General features: G+C 40.2%; 15 protein-coding genes. 5 read left to right on the top strand and 10 right to left on the bottom strand.

The features are described from left to right. Window positions 1–30: 30 nt before the first annotated feature. The 4 genes from E0E36_RS21645 to E0E36_RS27825 all read right to left on the bottom strand — a co-directional run bounded on the left by E0E36_RS21645 (window position 31) and on the right by E0E36_RS27825 (window position 3802). Window positions 31–423: a hypothetical protein gene (locus tag E0E36_RS21645; RefSeq protein WP_130857725.1), complete on the bottom strand. Its 393-nt coding sequence runs from the start codon at window positions 421–423 to the stop codon at window positions 31–33. Between the two features lie 228 nt (window positions 424–651). Further along, window positions 652–1536, bottom strand: coding sequence for a bifunctional 5,10-methylenetetrahydrofolate dehydrogenase/5,10-methenyltetrahydrofolate cyclohydrolase (locus tag E0E36_RS21650; RefSeq protein ID WP_130857726.1), 885 nt, complete (start codon window positions 1534–1536; stop codon window positions 652–654). A 96-nt stretch (window positions 1537–1632) separates the two neighbouring features. Beyond that, a complete protein-coding gene (lepA, locus tag E0E36_RS21655) occupies window positions 1633–3420 on the bottom strand; it encodes a translation elongation factor 4 (protein ID WP_013666706.1) in 1788 nt (595 codons plus the stop codon). Window positions 3421–3631: 211 nt separating this feature from the next. Then, window positions 3632–3802 (bottom strand): hypothetical protein, encoded by a 171-nt coding sequence (locus E0E36_RS27825; protein WP_165447046.1) that lies wholly within the window; start codon window positions 3800–3802, stop codon window positions 3632–3634. A 276-nt stretch (window positions 3803–4078) separates the two neighbouring features. On the opposite strand from E0E36_RS27825, the gene E0E36_RS21660 reads away from it, so the two are divergent. Together E0E36_RS21660 and E0E36_RS21665 are read left to right on the top strand one after the other, a co-directional pair. After that, window positions 4079–4963 carry a fructosamine kinase family protein gene (locus tag E0E36_RS21660; RefSeq protein ID WP_130857727.1) on the top strand — a complete coding sequence of 295 codons (885 nt, stop codon included), beginning with the start codon at window positions 4079–4081 and terminating at the stop codon, window positions 4961–4963. A 79-nt stretch (window positions 4964–5042) separates the two neighbouring features. Next, entirely contained in the window at window positions 5043–5270 is a 228-nt protein-coding gene (locus E0E36_RS21665) for a hypothetical protein (protein WP_013666704.1), read from the top strand. Between the two features lie 48 nt (window positions 5271–5318). Here E0E36_RS21665 and E0E36_RS21670 read toward each other — a convergent pair whose 3' ends face one another. After that, on the bottom strand, window positions 5319–7421 hold the full coding sequence (locus E0E36_RS21670; protein ID WP_130857728.1) for a heavy metal translocating P-type ATPase: 2103 nt from the start codon (window positions 7419–7421) through the stop codon (window positions 5319–5321). 270 nt (window positions 7422–7691) lie between these two features. Here E0E36_RS21670 and E0E36_RS21675 point away from each other — a divergent pair, with 270 nt between their 5' ends. Beyond that, window positions 7692–8555 (top strand): helix-turn-helix domain-containing protein, encoded by an 864-nt coding sequence (locus tag E0E36_RS21675; protein ID WP_013666702.1) that lies wholly within the window; start codon window positions 7692–7694, stop codon window positions 8553–8555. A 4-nt stretch (window positions 8556–8559) separates the two neighbouring features. Further along, window positions 8560–9441, top strand: a complete 882-nt coding sequence (locus E0E36_RS21680; protein ID WP_013666701.1) for a mechanosensitive ion channel family protein — start codon at window positions 8560–8562, stop codon at window positions 9439–9441. Between the two features lie 183 nt (window positions 9442–9624). Here the strand turns inward: E0E36_RS21680 and coaA are convergent, their stop codons facing one another. The 5 genes from coaA to lpdA all read right to left on the bottom strand — a co-directional run bounded on the left by coaA (window position 9625) and on the right by lpdA (window position 15090). Continuing rightward, window positions 9625–10581 carry a type I pantothenate kinase gene (gene coaA, locus E0E36_RS21685; protein WP_130857729.1) on the bottom strand — a complete coding sequence of 319 codons (957 nt, stop codon included), beginning with the start codon at window positions 10579–10581 and terminating at the stop codon, window positions 9625–9627. Window positions 10582–10710: 129 nt separating this feature from the next. Then, window positions 10711–11118: an OsmC family protein gene (locus tag E0E36_RS21690; protein ID WP_013666699.1), complete on the bottom strand. Its 408-nt coding sequence runs from the start codon at window positions 11116–11118 to the stop codon at window positions 10711–10713. Window positions 11119–11217: 99 nt separating this feature from the next. Then, entirely contained in the window at window positions 11218–12450 is a 1233-nt protein-coding gene (locus tag E0E36_RS21695; RefSeq protein WP_130857730.1) for a nucleoside recognition domain-containing protein, read from the bottom strand. 90 nt (window positions 12451–12540) lie between these two features. Further along, window positions 12541–13605 carry a patatin-like phospholipase family protein gene (locus E0E36_RS21700; protein WP_013666697.1) on the bottom strand — a complete coding sequence of 355 codons (1065 nt, stop codon included), beginning with the start codon at window positions 13603–13605 and terminating at the stop codon, window positions 12541–12543. 96 nt (window positions 13606–13701) lie between these two features. Next, on the bottom strand, window positions 13702–15090 hold the full coding sequence (gene lpdA, locus E0E36_RS21705) for a dihydrolipoyl dehydrogenase (protein WP_130857731.1): 1389 nt from the start codon (window positions 15088–15090) through the stop codon (window positions 13702–13704). A gap of 621 nt (window positions 15091–15711) precedes the next feature. Between lpdA and E0E36_RS21710 the strand changes: the two genes are divergently transcribed. Continuing rightward, window positions 15712–18342, top strand: a complete 2631-nt coding sequence (locus tag E0E36_RS21710; RefSeq protein WP_130857732.1) for a TonB-dependent receptor — start codon at window positions 15712–15714, stop codon at window positions 18340–18342. Window positions 18343–18370 lie beyond the last annotated feature (28 nt).

Consider the following 18370-nt stretch of genomic DNA (forward strand, 5'->3'; position numbering starts at 1 on the left):
AGATTGGTTATAAATGTAAAATACCGATTATTACTTTGTACTATCTTTTTTCAAGCTTTCTTTGATATTATTATAACCTTCCTTCGTCTTGTCGGCTACTTTGTTTGCTGCATTCTTAATATCCGTTCCGGCAGCTTTAGCAGCGTCACCTACATCTTCCTTCGCAGCGTTCAGGTCGTTTTTAATATTTTCTCCGGTCGTCTTAGCATCCGCCTTTGCCTCATCTGCAGCAGCATTAATATCGCTTTTTGCTTCTTCTCCAGCTTCTTTCATACTGTCAATGCCCTGATCTATGTGCTCGCCAAGTGTAGTTGTATCGGCAACAATCGTATCCGAAGTACCTTCACCACTATTGGAGGAATTATTGCAGGCCGCGAATGTAAATGCCAACGCCAAGACAGCTAATAAACTTAATTTTTTCATTTGAATAAATTGTTTTTGTTTACATTTTCAGACATAACAATAAAAATGCCAGATTGTTTGTAGAACCCGTTACTACTAATATTAGTTGTCAAATAGTCGAGTTGTTATGGTTGGTTGTCAAATAGTCGAGTTGTTAAATGGTCCTATTTTTTCTACAGTTTTTTTCGTAACGACGATCAACCGATCACTAATAACCAACAACTAATAACTAATAGCTAATACGAACAACTAATAACGATAAACCTCTTTCTTAGCTGCTGCAAGTGTATTTTTCAACAATCCAATAATCGTCATTAAGCCAACACCTCCGGGTACGGGTGTGATATAAGAAGCCTTAGACGATACCCGCTCAAAATCGACATCTCCAAACAGTTTATAGCCGGATTTTGTCAACGTGCTTATTTCCCGATTGATTCCCACATCAATGATGATAGCACCTTCTTTCACCATATCTGCTGTAACAAAATTCTTTTTACCGATAGCGGCGACAATTAAGTCAGCACGTAAAATTTCTTCTTTTAAATTCTTAGTACGGCTATGTGTCAATGTCACGGTACAATTGCCGGGCTGTGCGTTACGTGCCAATAGAATGCTCATCGGACTCCCAACAATATTGCTTCTTCCTACAACTACCGCATGCATACCCGCAGTTTGAATGCCGTAATGGTCTAACATAAGCATAATGCCGTAGGGAGTAGCAGGAATGAAACAGGGAAGGTTCCGCTGCATCCTTCCTAAATTAACTGGATGGAAGCCATCCACATCCTTACGGTGATCGATAGCTTCGGTCACCACTTCCGGATCAATATGCTTCGGTAAAGGAAGTTGCACAATAATACCATCAACCGCATCATCTTGGTTGAGCTCTTTTATTTTCTTAATGAGTTCCTCTTGTGTAATATCATCTTCATAGCGAATATTAGTGGATTCGAAACCAACTTGCTGGCAATTTCTCATCTTACTGGCTACGTAAGTTTCACTACCACCGTCATGGCCTACTAAAATCGCCACCAAATGCGGTTTCCGACCGTTTGAAGTCAAAAACTCTGCCGCTTCCCGAGCAATATCCTGTTTAATCTTCTCAGATACAAGTTTACCGTCTAGTAATTGCATTTCTTATTAGTTATAAGTTATCGGTTATTCGTTATTGGTTATAATGCAGTTAATTACACAGCTAATAACTCATAACGAACAACAAATAACCAAAGATTAATCTAATTTCAACACCGCCATAAAGGCCGATTGAGGAATTTCCACATTTCCAACCTGGCGCATTCTTTTCTTACCTTTTTTCTGCTTTTCCAACAGCTTGCGCTTACGTGAAATATCCCCTCCGTAACATTTAGCCGTTACATCTTTTCGCAAGGCACGTACATTCTCCCGCGCGATAACCTTAGCTCCTATAGACGCTTGGATGGCAATCTCAAATTGCTGCCTTGGTAAAAGCTCTTTCAATTTCTCACAAATCTTTTTTCCGAACTCGTAGGCATTGCTTCGGTGAATAAGCGAAGAGAGCGCATCTACCGGTTCTCCGTTTAATCGAATGTCTAATTTAACCAAATCCGATTGCCTATAGCCAATTTGATGGTAGTCAAATGAGGCATACCCTTTCGAAATGGTTTTCAGTTTATCGTAGAAATCAAATACAATCTCACCCATTGGCATTTCAAATACCAATTCTACACGATCGGCAGTTAAATAACTCTGGTTAATAATAACTCCTCTTTTTTGGATACAGAGTGACATAACAGGTCCGACAAACTCCGACTTGGTAATGATATTAGCTTTGATAAAAGGTTCTTCTACAAATTCTAATTTACTGGGATCAGGCAAATCAGAGGGGTTGTTTACCTTTATCTCACCATCTTTGGTCGTATGAGCAATGTAGGAAACGTTTGGAACCGTTGTGATAACAGTCATATCAAACTCCCGTTCCAAACGTTCCTGAATAATTTCCATATGGAGCATTCCCAAGAAACCGCATCGGAAACCGAAACCAAGGGCAGCTGATGATTCGGGTTCAAATACGAGAGAAGCGTCATTCAGCTGCAATCGGTGCATGCTCTCTCTTAACTCTTCGAAATCTTCCGTATCTACCGGATAAATTCCGGCAAAAACCATGGGCTTAACCTCTTCGAATCCTTTGATTGCCTCTTTGCTCGGACGGTTTACATGGGTAATTGTATCACCCACTTTAACTTCACGTGCCTCTTTTATACCGGAGATAATATATCCTACATCTCCCGTACGAATAACGTCTTTCGGCACCTGGTTGAGTTTCAGCGTTCCTATTTCATCGGCCGTATATTCTTTACCTGTTGCGATAAATTTGACCTTATCATTCTTTCTAATTTCCCCATTTTCTACCTTAAAATAAGCCATAATTCCGCGAAAGGAGTTAAAGACGGAGTCAAAAATTAAGGCTTGGAGGGGGCCATCCGGATCACCTACGGGTGCCGGTACGCGCTCAACAATTGCCCGAAGGATGTCTGAAACACCCATCCCTGTCTTTCCCGACGCAGGAATAATATCTTCGCGTTTTCCACCGATCAAATCCACAATCTGATCCTTTACCTCCTCGGGCATTGCTCCCGGTAAATCCATCTTATTCAGAATGGGAATGATTTCCAAATCGTGTTCCAAAGCCAAATACAGGTTGGAGATCGTTTGTGCCTGAATCCCTTGGGAAGCGTCCACAATCAGCAAAGCTCCTTCACAGGCGGCAATCGAACGGGACACTTCGTAAGAAAAATCGACGTGCCCGGGTGTATCAATCAGGTTAAGAACATAGTCCTGTCCATCATAATTATAATTCATTTGGATGGCATGGCTCTTAATCGTAATTCCACGCTCACGTTCCAAATCCATATCGTCCAAGAGCTGCGCCTGCGCCTCTCTCTGTGTGATGGTATTGGTGTACTCCAATAAACGATCTGCCAAGGTGCTCTTCCCGTGATCGATATGTGCAATGATACAAAAATTGCGAATGTGCTTCATGTAGGCAATAATGCGTATTAAACGGCAAAGATAAATTATTAACCAGAATATTTACCATCTCTTTTACTTTTTCTCCGGCAAAACCGTGTCTTACAAAAAAGAACGTTTATTTTAAATAATTTTTCATTTAATATAATGTTCTTTATCCTTGATGATAAAGAACCAAACAATCAAGGCTCTGTAGGCTACCTTGCACCTGATTGCAAAGCATTCATGGCGCGTATTGGAGCCGTTTCACTTCCTCAATCCGCTTGGATATTGCGATATGAACGATGGTGCACATGCTTTGCTGCTCGTTGCTTCGGTATCCTCCAAGGCCGATTTTCCCCACGCACAGGACTATATTTAGGGCTGAAGAAATGATACGTCTGGTTAAACGCATGATTCGTTGGCTTTGGAAAATGTCGCCTAGGAAATTTGCGGTCTGCACCTTGATGCACACTGTTTGTAGCAAATTTCCAAGCGACGAGATTCTGCGTCACTTTTTGCGGAAACCACGAAGTAGCATGAGTACCTTTTAAAACAAACAATAACGAATAAAAGTGACAAAGAAAAGGTTCTTTTAAAACTATCAAAATCACATAAAATTTAAAACCCCTACCTTATTTTCTCCTTTTTACATACATTTATCCATAGGTTTATTCAACAAGTTCAAAAAATGTTTTTATCGGTTGATTTTATAAAAAACTTAGAGGAAGTCATAAGTAAGTTGATCGGCACTAGCTTTCAAATCCTCCATATGTTACCGGTATCCGGAGGTGATATCCATCGAAGCTATCAAATCCAGGGGCACCGGGAATCTTTTTTTATTAAAATCAATGATGCCGATACCCTGCCGAATATATTTGTATTGGAGCGGGAAGGCTTAAAGCTGCTAAAACGTGTGGGCGGAGCCGTAGTACCGGAGCTGCTGATAGCAGGGCAATTCAATAGGGATGCTTTTTTGCTTATGCCATGGATAGAAAAAGGCGATAATAGTAAGAACGCACAAGCGAATCTAGGCCGCATGCTCGCTTTTGTCCATAAAAACAGCCACGATTATTTTGGTTTAGAATACGACAATTACCTAGGTTCATTACCTCAATATAATCGACCGCATATATCCTGGTCAGATTTTTTCATTGAAGAGCGTTTAAAAAAACAACTGGAACGAAGTGAGTCAAAGGGGCTGATAGACAAAATATTACATCATAAATTCGAACAACTCTTCCAGCGACTGCCTTCTCTTTTCCCCACTGAACCGCCCGCTTTATTACACGGAGACCTTTGGAATGGAAATTATATGGTCAATCAAGCAGGGGTACCTTTCCTGATCGATCCGGCAGTTTATTACGGACATCGCGAAATGGACCTTGCATTAACGCAACTTTTTGGTGGATTCGATCAAGTTTTCTATGACGCTTATCAAGAAGTTTTTCCCTTGGAGAAGGATTGGAAGAAACGAATCGATTTATGGAATCTCTATATTCTATTGTTCCATGCCAATGTCTTCGGAGGAAGTTACCTGAAACAGGTAGCGCATATAATCGATAAATATAGCTAGCCAAATAATGTAATGAGAGCAAACAAATAAGCTCCTCAAATGTTTTCAAAAAACTATTGACAACATTAAAACAAAAGGCATGGAAAAATTAGTAAACGAGCTGATTCAGAAAGTAGGTCTTTCCCCCGAATTAGCGCAAAAAGCAACTTCAGTTGTGCTCGATTATGTAAACAACAATTTACCTGATGCATTAAAAGGCAAAGCTGAAGGCCTATTAAATGGCAACTTCGACATGCAATCCTTATTGGGAAATAGTGAAGGGGGAGGGGATAGTATCATCGATAAAGTAAAAGGAATGTTTAATTAATAAAAATGCCTCAGTGGAAACACTGGGGCATTTTTATTTGGCATTCGCTTATAGCTTTTTAAACTTCAATCGGATGGAATTACCAATTACCACTACATCCGAGCAAGCCATGGCTAGTGCTGCTAACATCGGACTTAAAAAACCAAATGCGGCCAAAGGGATTGCAAAAATATTATAAAAAAATGCCCAGAAAAGGTTCTGTTTGATCGTAAGCAACGTATGCTTACCTATCTTAAGTAAAGTCGTGATCGATTGCAAATCGTTGTTCAACAATACTACTTTGGCAGATTGGATGGCGACCTGACTTGCATCGCCTAAAGAGACGCCTACATCGGCTGTTGTAAGCGCCGGACCATCGTTAATACCATCTCCAACCATTGCTACTTTACCTCCTTGCTTTAATGACTCAATCAATTCTAATTTTTCATGGGGTAACTTTTCGGCATAAACTTCTGTAATTCCTATCGACGCCGCAAGTGCGTCGCATTTCTCTTTTCTGTCACCACTTAAAATGACCGGTATTATCTGCTGTCCCTTCAAAGTCTGTACAAGCTCTTTTGCTCCTGCTTTAATTTCATCGTCGATTGCGATTCTGACAACCAGCTCGTCATCCCTCAATAAAAATACATCATAGTTGCCAAGTTCCTTGCTATCTTCTACAAGCTGTTTTGAGCCAATTTGATAGCGGTGCCCTTCACTATCCATCGCTTTTATCCCTAATCCTTTTTCTTCCTTTACCTGCGTAAAAACGATCTTTCTCTTTTCCCGGTTGGCAAATGCATTAACAAGTGACTTGGCGATCGGATGGTTCGAATAGCTTTCTAAACCATGGATCAGCGTCGCGGTCTCTATATCACTCAGCTCGCTTTTTATGTCCCTTATCTTGAACTTGCCGGTGCTTAATGTCCCCGTCTTGTCGAACACCATATATTTTAAATTGGTCATTTCTTCTACCGTATCACCGCCCTTTATAAGCACACCTTGTTTAGCACTTCTTCCCAGGCCAACCATCACTGCGGTTGGTGTGGCTAACCCCATGGCACAAGGACAGGAGATTACCATCACAGCAATGGCATTTAATAGGGCTTGACGGAAACCTATATCAAAGGCAAAATATGCAAGGACAAACGTTAATAATGCGATGCCAATTACCACCGGTACAAAAATCGCCGCCACCTTATCACCTAAGCGTTGTATGGGTGGCTTTGCGGCCTGTGCTCTTTTCATTAAATCAATGATTTGTGCCAACACCGTTTTGTTACCCACTTTCGTCACCAGCATTCGAATGCTACCTCGTTCAAGTATGGTTCCACCAATAACCGCATCATATTTTCCCTTTTCAACCGGAATGCTTTCGCCAGTTAACATCGACTCGTTCACAGATGCGTCTCCCCATACAATATCACCATCGGTCGGTATCTTGTCGCCTTCATTGACTAATAAGGTATCACCAATTTTTAATTGATTTATATCGACGCGTTCGGCTTGACCGTTTACAATACGGACGGCGCTGTCGACCTGGATTTTCATCAGATCTTTGACGGCCGAAGTCGTTTGTGTTACCGATCGCTTTTCAAATACATTTCCTAAAAGTACAAGCGTAATAATGGTAGCTGTTGTTTCGTAGAACATATAATTAGGCCCTAAGCCCAACAAAGTACCTATTATACTGTAGATAAATGCCGACGTAGAGCCAACAAATATCAGGACATCCATATTGGGCACACCTGCCTTGATTGAATTAATAGCACTTTTTCCAAAATAAGCACATCCTAAAACAAATACAGGAAGACATAAACTCAATTGAACATAGGGGTTATGCAGCCAATGAAAAGGTAAAAACATGTGCAGGAAAAGCGGCAAAGTAAACAATAGACTAAAAATAAATTTATGTTCTATTTTTCCTAAAAAACCTTCTTTCACAAAGCCCTGTTCTTCCTGCTGCACCTTGAAACCTAAACCTTCAATATCTTGTATTACATTATTTACGTTCAGTCCCTTATCGGCTGTAAATTTTACTTCCTCATTTGCAAAACTCACGAAAACGTTTTGGTAACCTTTTTTCTCCAACATTTTATGTACGGAGAGCGCACAATTATTACAATGCATGCCGGTTACGTGTAATTCGACTAATTGATTTTCTCCTTGCATCTTTTTGTCTTAATGTTTCTTAATGCCAACTCAAACCTAACGTAGTGAGATTGAGAGATCGGGTATATCCGCCATAAACAAGCAATTAGCATTTACCGATCTCTTCCTATCTGCCGCAGATCGAGAGAACAAACAAGTGATACCTTTGGGTAACTTCTTCTTTGTTGTACAAATGTAAGTTTAGAGCGGTAGCTCCTTCATAACAAAACAAGGTATTAATGGTACTTTTCATGGATTTTAATAACTTTGCACTGTAAAACTAGCTTAAAAATGGTAAAGCAGAACATTCCGATATATAATGTACCGAGTACCGGTGAAGGATATTCGGACGAATTCGATATCAAAAGATTAAGCTATGGTCACGACCGCTATGAAAAAACCACGGCTCCGCATCGGCACGATCATTATACCTTGATCATTCTTTGTCAAGGAACGACGCGTCAATTTATCGATTTCAAAGAATATGAAGCGAAAGATGCTGCGCTATTATTTATGCGCCCCGGGCAGGTTCATTATGAAGTTGACCCGGGTAATGCGGAAATGTACTTGGTTACCTTTAAAGGCGACTTTCTATTTTCTTATTCGGCAGACAATCACTGGGAACAGCAGTTTAGCAGTAATCTGTTATCCTTAAAGAAACATGAACTTGAACGAATTTTGGCTTTTGTTGCATTAATCGAGGAAGAATATACACTCTTTAAACAGAATAGAGCGGTTGTAGCTCAACTTTTACTGGCGCTGTTGGAAAAAACAGAAAGCTATGTCAGTCCGCATACCCATATCACCGGTCGGAAGCGCTATAGTACCTTAATGCGTCAATTTATAGCTTTAGTGGAAAAAGACTTTCTTAGCCATACGAAAGTTGCTGATTATGCATCTAAATTGTTTATCTCGGCAGGCCATTTGAATGATGTAGTTAAAGAAATGACAGGGACAAACGCTAAAACGGTCATTGATGAACGGCGTGTGCTGGAGGCGAAACGCCTTCTGTTTTGGACGCAGCTCCCGATTCGCGAAGTGGGCTGGAAAATCGGCTTTGAAGATCCTGCTTACTTCACTCGATTTTTTAAAAAACATACCGGCAAGCTGCCAGCTAGTTTTCAACGCGATCTGCAAAAAAAGATACATCATTGAAAATATGAATAGTCAACAAGAATATATACAACGTAGCATTCATCTGAAAAAAGACTTGCTCATACTGGTAATCAAAATCCTTGTATTCATTCCGATAACATACACTTTAATAGAGTATGAGTCCTACTATAACGACAAGAGGGTTTTACAACGATTGGTGTATGCTTTGAATGTCTTTCTATCCAGTAATATCATCATTTCAACTGTCCGAATCATCCTCTTGTCTTGGTATAAACGACGCTCTCTTTACTTTCATACCAGTTCGCGCGGTAGCTTCGTATTAGGTATTAACCGCATTGCCTCGGTGCTCAACGCCGTCGTCATTATTTTTAGTCTGATGTTGGCCTTTGGAATCAACCCCAGAGATTTCCTAACCAGTATCACCATCGTTGCAGCGGCTATAGCCCTTATTTTTAAGGATTACATCACGAATATGATCAGTGGTTTAATTATCATGTTTTCTGATCAATTGACATTGGGTGATTATGTTAAGATCGGCGAGTACCAAGGGCAAATTATTGACATCACCCTGGTTAATATTGTTATCAATAATGATGATGATGATATTGTCATGGTTCCTAATAACTTTGTTTTTACGACAAACATTGTCAACCAGTCTTTTCAGAACTCCCGCAAGGTGAGCGTCGAATTTGAATTAGCCATTAACCATACCATGGACCGGGAGGACCTCAAAAAGCGTCTTAATGATCTGCTTAACAAACACAGCAATGAAGTACTCGAAAATAGTATGAAATTAAAGGTATTGGCTGTACAAAAGGATGTTGTCAAGTATAAGGTACAGTTCACCTTAACCAATTTGGGAAAAACGCAATCGCAGTTTATCAAAAACATTGTGCTAAATGAAGTACTAAAAATTGGGAATTAGCCAATGAGCCAATGTGATGATCGGTTTGTACGAGCTTAAGCATACTGCTTATAGGTTAAAGCCTAATGTAAAGCTGAGATCAATAATTAACCAATGTGATAATGCTCTGAAGCTTGTCTGCCGATTCACTCTTTACTCATCACTCATCATTTATCACTCATCATTCATGCTCGCAACCGACAACTACACCTTCCGTAATTTGACGCCTGTTACGAAATGATTGCTTCCCTTTTCCAATATAAGATTAGCGCGAAAGCGCGTCGGCAGTATGTTTTTAATAAGGTTTGGTTTATTGATGAGATCCCAAATGCTATTTGCTCGCGCGATAGCTTCTTCTTCGGAAAGACTGGCGTATCTATGAAAATAGGAATTAGGATTCCGGAAAGCAGTTGTTTGCAATTGTCTGAATCGAGACACATACCATTCGAGTAAGTTTTTTTCGTTAGCATGCACGTAAATGGAGTAATCAAAAAAATCAGACACGAAAACCTGCGGTCCTTTGTGTTTTTCGCTCAAATTTACTTGTAAGACATTGATCCCCTCCACAATGACAATATCGGGATTATAAATCTCCTGCATTTGATCCGGCATCACATCATATTCAAGATGCGAATAAATAGGCACTTGAAGGCTTTCCTTGCCCGCCTTCACATCCGCCAGAAAATTGATTAACTTCTTCGTATCATAACTTTCCGGAAAGCCTTTTCGATTCATTATTCCGCGTTGTTCCAACACACTATTGGGATATAAAAAGCCATCAGTGGTTACTAAAGCGACATTTGGCTTATCGGGCCATAAAGACAAGACCTTTTGTAATACGCGTGCGGTGGTGCTCTTACCCGCCGCCACGCTGCCTGCTATACCAATAATAAAGGGCGAGCGTTTGCGTCCGCTGTTCAAGTAAGCATTTTCAGCGTCGTAAAGCTTATGTGCGTGGTCAATATGGATATTCAGGAGATGACAAAGCGGGAAATAAACTTCCTGAATCTCTTCCATATTTAATGGCTCATTCAGCGCATGTAACCTTCCAATATCCTCATTTGAAAGAGAGAAATTCAGTGATCCGTTCAGTAATTTCCATTCGTCTCGCGTAATGCTCACGTACGGAGAATACTGTTCCTTCATTGCCATATCAGTCATATTCCAAGTTTAAGCTTGCACGCGCAAACGTAATAATTCAAAAGCCAAAAATCAAAATTCGTCCCCGCCAGGGGCTCCAATACAATCCATTTAACTACTTAACTATTCCCCCACTTAACCACGTAACTATTAGGGAACCAAATTACTGTCAACTACGATTGGATTTGATAATATTTTATGTACCGGGCAGAGCTCCGCAATCTGAAGCAGCCGTTGCCGTTGGTCATCATCCAAATTGCCAACCAATTTAATATGATTTTTTATGTAAGTCGTTTGCTGATGACTGCTTGGTACTACCTCCATTTTTACCGTTATGATAACTTCCTGCAAATCCCATTGCTTTCGATCGGCATACATCCTTAATGTAATAGCCGTACAAGAACCTAAACTCGAAAGTAACAATTCCTTCGGTCCTAATCCCTGATCAGTACCTCCCATAGACTCCGGTTCATCCGCTATTACGATATTTCGTCCATTGCTGACTTCTGTTTTATACCGTTCCTTTCCGATGGTAACTGTTACATTTACTTCCGCCATGCTAGTTGTTAGTTATTCGTTGTTAGTTGTTAGTTATTCGTTGTTAGTTGTTAGTGAAAATTTACTTTTTACTTTTTACTTTTTACTTTTTACTTTTTACTATCCAAAAAAGATGTAAGCGATAATAATGGCTGCAATTATCCCTGCGAGTTCGGCTAAGAGAGCAGCAGGTAAAGCATGTCGCGTTCTTTTAATGGCCACTGATCCGAAGTATACTGCTAACACATAAAAAGTTGTTTCCGTACTTCCTTGAATGACACAAGCCACGCGCGACGCAAAATCATCGGCACCTTTGGCATGCATTAAATCAATCATCAATCCACGCGCACCGCTTCCGCTCATCGGTTTCATAAAAGCGACAGGAAGCGCCTCCACAAAGCGCGTATCCAAACCCGCCCAGCTAACAATTGCACTGACGCCCTGAACCAGGTAGTCCATCGCACCGGATGCTCGAAAAACTCCTACAGCTACCAAAATCCCTACTAAATAGGGGATAATTTTTACAGCAACTTCAAAACCCTCTTTAGCCCCCTCAATAAATGATTCAAAAACATTCACTTTGCGGTAGAAGGCTAGGGCAATGAATGAAATAATTACCGTGAAGAGAATGACATTGCTTGCAACCTGCGATATAGCATTGATTTCTTCCTGGCTCAGCGTGGAAAAGTAGTACAAGAGTCCGCCGATCAAGATTGTCAGACCGCCCACATAAGCTATGATAACTTTATTGAACAGGTTAATACGCTGATAAATAGCGGTCACTACCAAACCGACCAAAGTAGAAAAGAAGGTTGCCAGCAGGATGGGAATGAACACATCGGACGGATCTATAGCTCCTGCTTCCTTCCGGTAAGCCATGATGGTAATTGGCAAGAGTGTCAAACTTGACGCATTCAATACTAAAAACATGATTTGCGCATTGCTTGCCGTATCTTTATTTGGGTTCAGTTCCTGTAGTTCTTTCATAGCCTTTAGACCTACCGGTGTCGCCGCATTATCAAGGCCCAACATATTAGCCGAGAAATTCATCAAAACCGAACCCAACGCCGGGTGATTTTTAGGAATCTCCGGAAAAAGTTTATTAAAAAAAGGCCCTACTAAACGAGCAAAAATGTTAATCATGCCGCCCTTTTCGCCAATTTTCATGATGCCTAGCCAAAAAGACATTAAACCGATCAGGCCCAGGGAAATCTCGGCGCCTGTCTTTGCCGTATCGAAAGTTCCATTTACAATCGCCTGAAAAATCTCCTGGTCTCCAAGAAAAATCAGCTTAAAAAGCGCGACAACAAAAGCAATTAAGAAGAAGGCTATCCAAACGTAATTTAAAGCCATTATTAGCTAGTTGTTAGTTATTAGTTGTCAGCTATTAGTTGTCAGCTATTAGTTATTAGTTGCATAAGCCTAAAGCCTATATTTCATCCCTCAAGACCATAAATTTCTGTTCAAAAAACTCCAAGGCTTTTCATGGGAACCATTCTTCTTTTGTTCTTCGATTAAGAAGTCAGCCATTTCATCCAGTATTAAATGATTCTCACTCACCGTACGGTCTCCCAAAGCAATTAAACGTTTCATATTCGATTCCTCTGCAGCATCTAAACTCTCCTGAATGCTGTTGAGATTTTCCGGTTCGATCCGCAGATAATCTTTTTCCTTGTTTGACGACCGGAACAGCTGGTGAAGGAAAAAGTCGCTGCTTTCGGCCACACCGCTCATCATGATGTCAATTAGAGCCGGTACCATGGAAATAGCCCGACTTTTTTTAAAATGCTCTAAGTTATACGATTTTCTCGATCGCCCCGTTCCCAAAGAAAAAATATGAATATCATTGATTTTCGTTTGATTAAATGCCCGAGTTACTTCAACTAAACCACTTAAAGCAGGATTTGTTGCAAAAACACCGCCATCTAATAAAGGGTACCGTGTTCCTGATAACGAGTAAATTTCGGCGACACTAAAATAAGTCGGTGCGGCAGAGGTAGCCCGACAAACATCTTTGAGATAAAAGTCACGCACGTCACCCCGTTCAATAGCTGTCTGCTGCCTAAAAAAATGTGTCTTCCTAAGCTCTATGTTATAAGCAGAGATGATACAAGGTTTGATGAGTTCACTTAACTGCGTCTTTCCAAAATATTTCTGCAGCACACTTTCCAATGTAGCACTATTATAACGCTCACTGGTTAAACCCAAGCTTGAGGTAATGCGCTTGAAAAAACTCATTCTAAAAATATCGTGACCATATTTTAGATACATTTCCAAAGCTTCTTTGGCAGAAAAACGAGGTCGTTTGGGGTCTGATTGATCAGGGCAGAGCAGTAGGCAAACCAAAATACCTCCGGTACTCGTACCGGCAAAAAAATCAAAAAAATCTACGATAGCTGCTGAGGGATTGTTCGTCTTTTGCTTCAGTTTTTCTTCCAAAGCAACCAAGATCATTCCCGGAATGATCCCTCGAATCCCACCACCATCAATAGATAAGATTTTCTTCATAAAGGTTGATATCAGTTAGTCAAGTAGTTGAGTCGTTAAGTAGTTAAGTAGGAATTTATCCTACTCAACTATTTATCTATTTCACTACTCAACCTCCTACAAATGGATTACCTCACCATAAGCATCCGCTGTAGCCTCCATAACAGCTTCACTCATCGTAGGGTGTGGGTGTATGGTTTTAATAATTTCATGTCCGGTAGTTTCCAGTTTGCGGGCGGCCACTACCTCGGCAATCATTTCCGTCACATTGGATCCGATCATATGTGCTCCTAAGAACTCGCCGTACTTCGCATCAAAAATAACCTTTACAAAGCCATCCTTAGCACCCGCGGCACTTGCCTTACCTGAAGCTGAAAAAGGAAACTTGCCCACTTTAATTTCGTATCCGGCTTCCTTAGCGGCTTTTTCTGTATAACCAACAGAGGCAATTTCAGGCGAGCAATAAGTACATCCAGGAATATTATTATAATCAATTGGTTCAACATGTAAACCTTTGATCTTTTCTACGCAGGTAATCCCTTCGGCAGAAGCAACGTGTGCTAAGGCTTGTCCTTTAACAATATCACCAATAGCATATACACCTTCTACATTAGTTTTGTAGAAATCATCTACAACAACCCGGCCTTTATCAGTTTTTACACCGACTTCTTCTAAACCAAGGTTTTCGATGTTCGGAGTAATACCTACGGCAGACAACACAACCTCCGCTTCGATCACTTCTTCACCTTTTGCCGTTTTGATTTTCACCTTGCTAGGCGAAGCGCTGGTATCCACCGCCGTTACTTCAGCACCGGTTAAGATATTGATGCCACTTTTTTTCAAGCTACGTTCCAACTGCTTAGAGATTTCTTCATCCTCAACTGGTACAATACGATCTAAATATTCAACAATCGTTACTTTCGTTCCGATCGCATTGTAAAAATAAGCAAACTCTACACCGATAGCACCAGATCCTACGACCACTAATGAATTAGGCTGTTTATCCAAGTTCATGGCTTGACGATAGCCGATGATTTTTTTTCCATCCTGCTTAAGATTCGGAAGCTCACGCGAACGGGCGCCCGTTGCCAGTATTGTATGTTTGGCCGTGTACTCTTTAGTAGAACCATCACCACCCTTTACCTCAATCTTACCGCCTTTTTTTATCTTAGCGGTACCCATGATTACATCAATTTTATTCTTTTTCATCAAGAATTGGATACCCTTACTCATACCATCGGCCACGCCGCGACTTCTTTTAATAATCTCGCCAAAATCAGCCTCACCGCCCTCTACTTTGATACCGTAGTCAGCCGCGTGATTCAGATACTCAAAAACTTGCGCACTTTTAAGTAAAGCTTTCGTTGGGATACAACCCCAGTTAAGGCAGATACCGCCAAGAGATTCGCGTTCAACAATAGCCGTTTTGAAACCTAATTGTGAAGCTCTGATGGCTGCAACATAGCCTCCCGGGCCACTTCCAATTACAATGATGTCGTAATTCATTCTTATAAAAATTAATTCGTTTCGATAGTACAATTAGCTTATACCCATTGAACAAGCCAAGAACGTGTTTGTCAAACAAGTATTACTTCCGCAAACCTAATAAAAATTCTTAGAATTAGAAGATTTCCGGGCTGTGTCGGCATTTTTTTACCTTAGGGAAATAGTTGAAGTAGTAGAGTAGTTGAGTGGGCAAATAGTTAAGTGGTTGGGTAGGGGATTTACTAGTAACAACAGCAACAGTATATACTTACCGGCAGGCAGTCTAATCAGGCTGATAGCTTATTTCCGACAGCAGACAACAGCTCTTGTTACATTTACCATTACCTAAAGCATGTACCACAGGGGGCATGATTGTGATTTTGAAAAAAGTTATCCACAATCCACATTCGAAAATTCGAAACAATTTTAACCAATAAACAATTAAAAATCAGAAAAGACTTTATAGATTTCTAAACAGTTACAAAAACAATTGGATACCGCAAGATCGATCTGTAAATTATTCACACCCAAGCATCAAGTAACATTAACTTAATATTAAATTAACACAAAACCTGCTAATTATTCCTCGCGAGCTATTTAATTTTGTACCGAAAAACAAATTATTCAATCAATTCAACGCACATGAAGAAGTTTTTACTTTCTTTCAAATCATTAAGACGTAGCCAATACCTTTTCAGTAAGGCTACGCTATTATTAGCATTGTTCTTGCTAATTAATACCAAATTTTCTTTTGCGCAGCAAGCTATCCAAGGGATTGTAACCGACGGAACAAACCCAATAGCCGGGGCAACGATATCAATTACCGGAACGTCACGATCAACTTCTACGGACGTTGATGGAAAGTTCTCGTTAAGTACAACTAGGGAATCGGGTGAGATTGTAATTAGCTATGTAGGTTACGACGTGGAAAAAGTCAACTTTTCATCTGGGACTACTGACATTGGTACTATATCACTAAAACAAAGCGCACAATCTCTTGACGAAGTGATTGTACAGATAGGAAGTGGTTTAATAGATTTGGCAAAGGATAGAAAAACACCAATTGCAGTATCTACTATAAGCACTACAGAAATCCAGCAGAAAGCAGGAAATCAAGAATTCCCAGAACTCCTGAAAAATACTCCTTCAGTTTACGTGGCAGGTCAAGCAGGAGGTTATGGCGATTCTAGAATCATTGTTCGTGGATTTGATCAAACGAATACCGCGTTTCTTTTAAATGGTCAGCCCATAAACGGAATGGAAGACGGTAACATGTATTGGTCTAACTGGTCAGGCCTTGCTGATGTGGCAAATGCATTACAGATACAGCGAGGATTAGGTTCCTCCAAATTAGCCATTTCATCCGTCGGAGGAACAGTTAACATCGTTACAAAGTCTACAGACCTAACCCGAGGTGGTTTTGCTCAAGCACTGATTGGCAATAACAATTACCAAAAGACAACTCTTGCCTATAACACCGGTTTATCAGAAAATGGGTGGGCAGCAAGTATTATGTTGACAAACTGGGCAGGAGACGGTTATAACAAAGGAACGAGAGGAAATGGACAGAATTATTTTTTCTCGCTGGGCTACAAACCTAACGAAAAACATGCCTTTAACTTCTTGATTTTCGGAGCCCCTCAGAAACACGATCAAAATTTCACCAAAAGTATATCGAGTTATCTTCAAAATGGAAAAAGATACAATACAAACTATGGCTTCCTAGGTGGAGATTATCTTAGTGAAAGAACTAATTATTATCATAAACCCGTAGTTAACTTGAACTGGGATTTCAATATCGACGAAAAATCGACTTTATCAACTGTGGCTTATGCATCCTGGGGACGCGGTGGCGGCACAGGTAACTGGGGAAGCAGCAGTGCTAAAAAATATACACCAAGTGGCCATATCGATTTCAATGCTATAAAAACAAATAACGAAGCTATTGAAGGAGGGATCGGTGATTTCAATAATGGCGCCTATGCTATTCGGGCTTCCGTAAATAATCACGCTTGGTATGGTTTGGTTTCTAATTTCAACAGGCAGATAAACGAAAATCTAACTTATAATCTTGGTCTTGATGTAAGAACCTATAAAGGTACTCATTATCGAATGCTAACCAACCTGATGGGTTTGACTGGTTGGCATATCAATGACAATATGCAATACCCTAACGGTTATAACGTAACTGAAACATTCAGTATTAATCCCTGGAAAGCACTAACAAACAGTGTAGACAATAATCAAAAGGTTGATTACGATTATGATGAGCGAATAACTTACGGTGGCTTATTCGGTCAGATCGAGTATTCAAACGAAGACTTTTCAGCTTTCCTACAAGGCGCATTGTCTAATCAGTCTCACGTGAGATGGGATAGATTTCAATACACGAAAGAAAATGAAAAGTCAGAAAAAGTAAACAATATCGGTTACAATATTAAAGGGGGGCTTAGTTATAATATTACGGAAAATCATGTCATATTTGGAAACACAGGGTATTATTCAAGACAACCGTACCACGATAACATTTATTTGAACTTCGGTAATGATGTAAATCCACTGACTAGCAACGAGAAGATATTCGGCGTTGAGTTCGGTTACAAATTCATCAGCACATTCTTTAGTGCAAATTTGAACGCCTACAGAACATCATGGAAAGATAGAGTTACAACTACTTCAGATACAAATGATGATGGGCAGTTGATCTACACAAACAACTCTGGATTAAGCCAATTGCATCAAGGCCTTGAATTGGACTTCGTTGCAAAACCGTTGCCAAAACTTGACCTAAGAGGGTTTGCGTCCATTGGTGACTGGAAATATGATGACAATGCATTACAAAGGACATACGATGAAAGTTTAAATCTTTTATCTGAAGAAGTAACTGATGTAAAGGGTGGAAAAGTTGGCGATGCTGCACAGACAACCTTCGGATTAGGCGTCGCGTATCGTATAACAAGCAGTTTATCAGTTGATGCCGACTATAGGAACTATTCAAATTTATATGCCGATGTGGTTACTAAAGATAACATCAAACTTCCAAATTATGACCTTGTAGATGCAGGCTTAAATTATCGTATAAGCTTTAACAAAACTGCTTTAAACTTACGTCTAAACGTAAATAACATATTTGACAGAGTTTATCTTTCAGAAATGACTTCAGCAAGACCAGTCGAAGAAGGAACCGAGACGTATAAAGGAATCAATACAAGCAATAACGTTTTCTTTGGAAACGGTACTACTTGGAACTTTGGTATGAAATTTAGTTTCTAAATTGAACATACTTTTTCTTCACATAAAG

Source organism: Olivibacter jilunii (assembly GCF_900607235.1).
In the GTDB taxonomy this organism is placed as follows: Bacteria; Bacteroidota; Bacteroidia; order Sphingobacteriales; family Sphingobacteriaceae; genus Olivibacter; species Olivibacter oleidegradans.

Bases quoted from the DNA above. Each gene is read 5' to 3' on its own strand.
- E0E36_RS21700 (WP_013666697.1), bottom strand. From the start codon at position 13,605: ATGAAGAAAATCTTATCTATTGATGGTGGTGGGATTCGAGGGATCATT.
- E0E36_RS21650 (WP_130857726.1), bottom strand. From the start codon at position 1,536: ATGCAATTACTAGACGGTAAACTTGTATCTGAGAAGATTAAACAGGAT.
- E0E36_RS21645 (WP_130857725.1), bottom strand. From the start codon at position 423: ATGAAAAAATTAAGTTTATTAGCTGTCTTGGCGTTGGCATTTACATTC.
- E0E36_RS21690 (WP_013666699.1), bottom strand. From the start codon at position 11,118: ATGGCGGAAGTAAATGTAACAGTTACCATCGGAAAGGAACGGTATAAA.
- lpdA (WP_130857731.1), bottom strand. From the start codon at position 15,090: ATGAATTACGACATCATTGTAATTGGAAGTGGCCCGGGAGGCTATGTT.
- E0E36_RS21670 (WP_130857728.1), bottom strand. From the start codon at position 7,421: ATGCAAGGAGAAAATCAATTAGTCGAATTACACGTAACCGGCATGCAT.
- E0E36_RS21695 (WP_130857730.1), bottom strand. From the start codon at position 12,450: ATGGCTTTAAATTACGTTTGGATAGCCTTCTTCTTAATTGCTTTTGTT.
- coaA (WP_130857729.1), bottom strand. From the start codon at position 10,581: ATGACTGATATGGCAATGAAGGAACAGTATTCTCCGTACGTGAGCATT.
- E0E36_RS21710 (WP_130857732.1), top strand. From the start codon at position 15,712: ATGAAGAAGTTTTTACTTTCTTTCAAATCATTAAGACGTAGCCAATAC.
- lepA (WP_013666706.1), bottom strand. From the start codon at position 3,420: ATGAAGCACATTCGCAATTTTTGTATCATTGCACATATCGATCACGGG.
- E0E36_RS21675 (WP_013666702.1), top strand. From the start codon at position 7,692: ATGGTAAAGCAGAACATTCCGATATATAATGTACCGAGTACCGGTGAA.
- E0E36_RS21665 (WP_013666704.1), top strand. From the start codon at position 5,043: ATGGAAAAATTAGTAAACGAGCTGATTCAGAAAGTAGGTCTTTCCCCC.
- E0E36_RS21680 (WP_013666701.1), top strand. From the start codon at position 8,560: ATGAATAGTCAACAAGAATATATACAACGTAGCATTCATCTGAAAAAA.
- E0E36_RS21660 (WP_130857727.1), top strand. From the start codon at position 4,079: ATGTTTTTATCGGTTGATTTTATAAAAAACTTAGAGGAAGTCATAAGT.
- E0E36_RS27825 (WP_165447046.1), bottom strand. From the start codon at position 3,802: ATGCGTTTAACCAGACGTATCATTTCTTCAGCCCTAAATATAGTCCTG.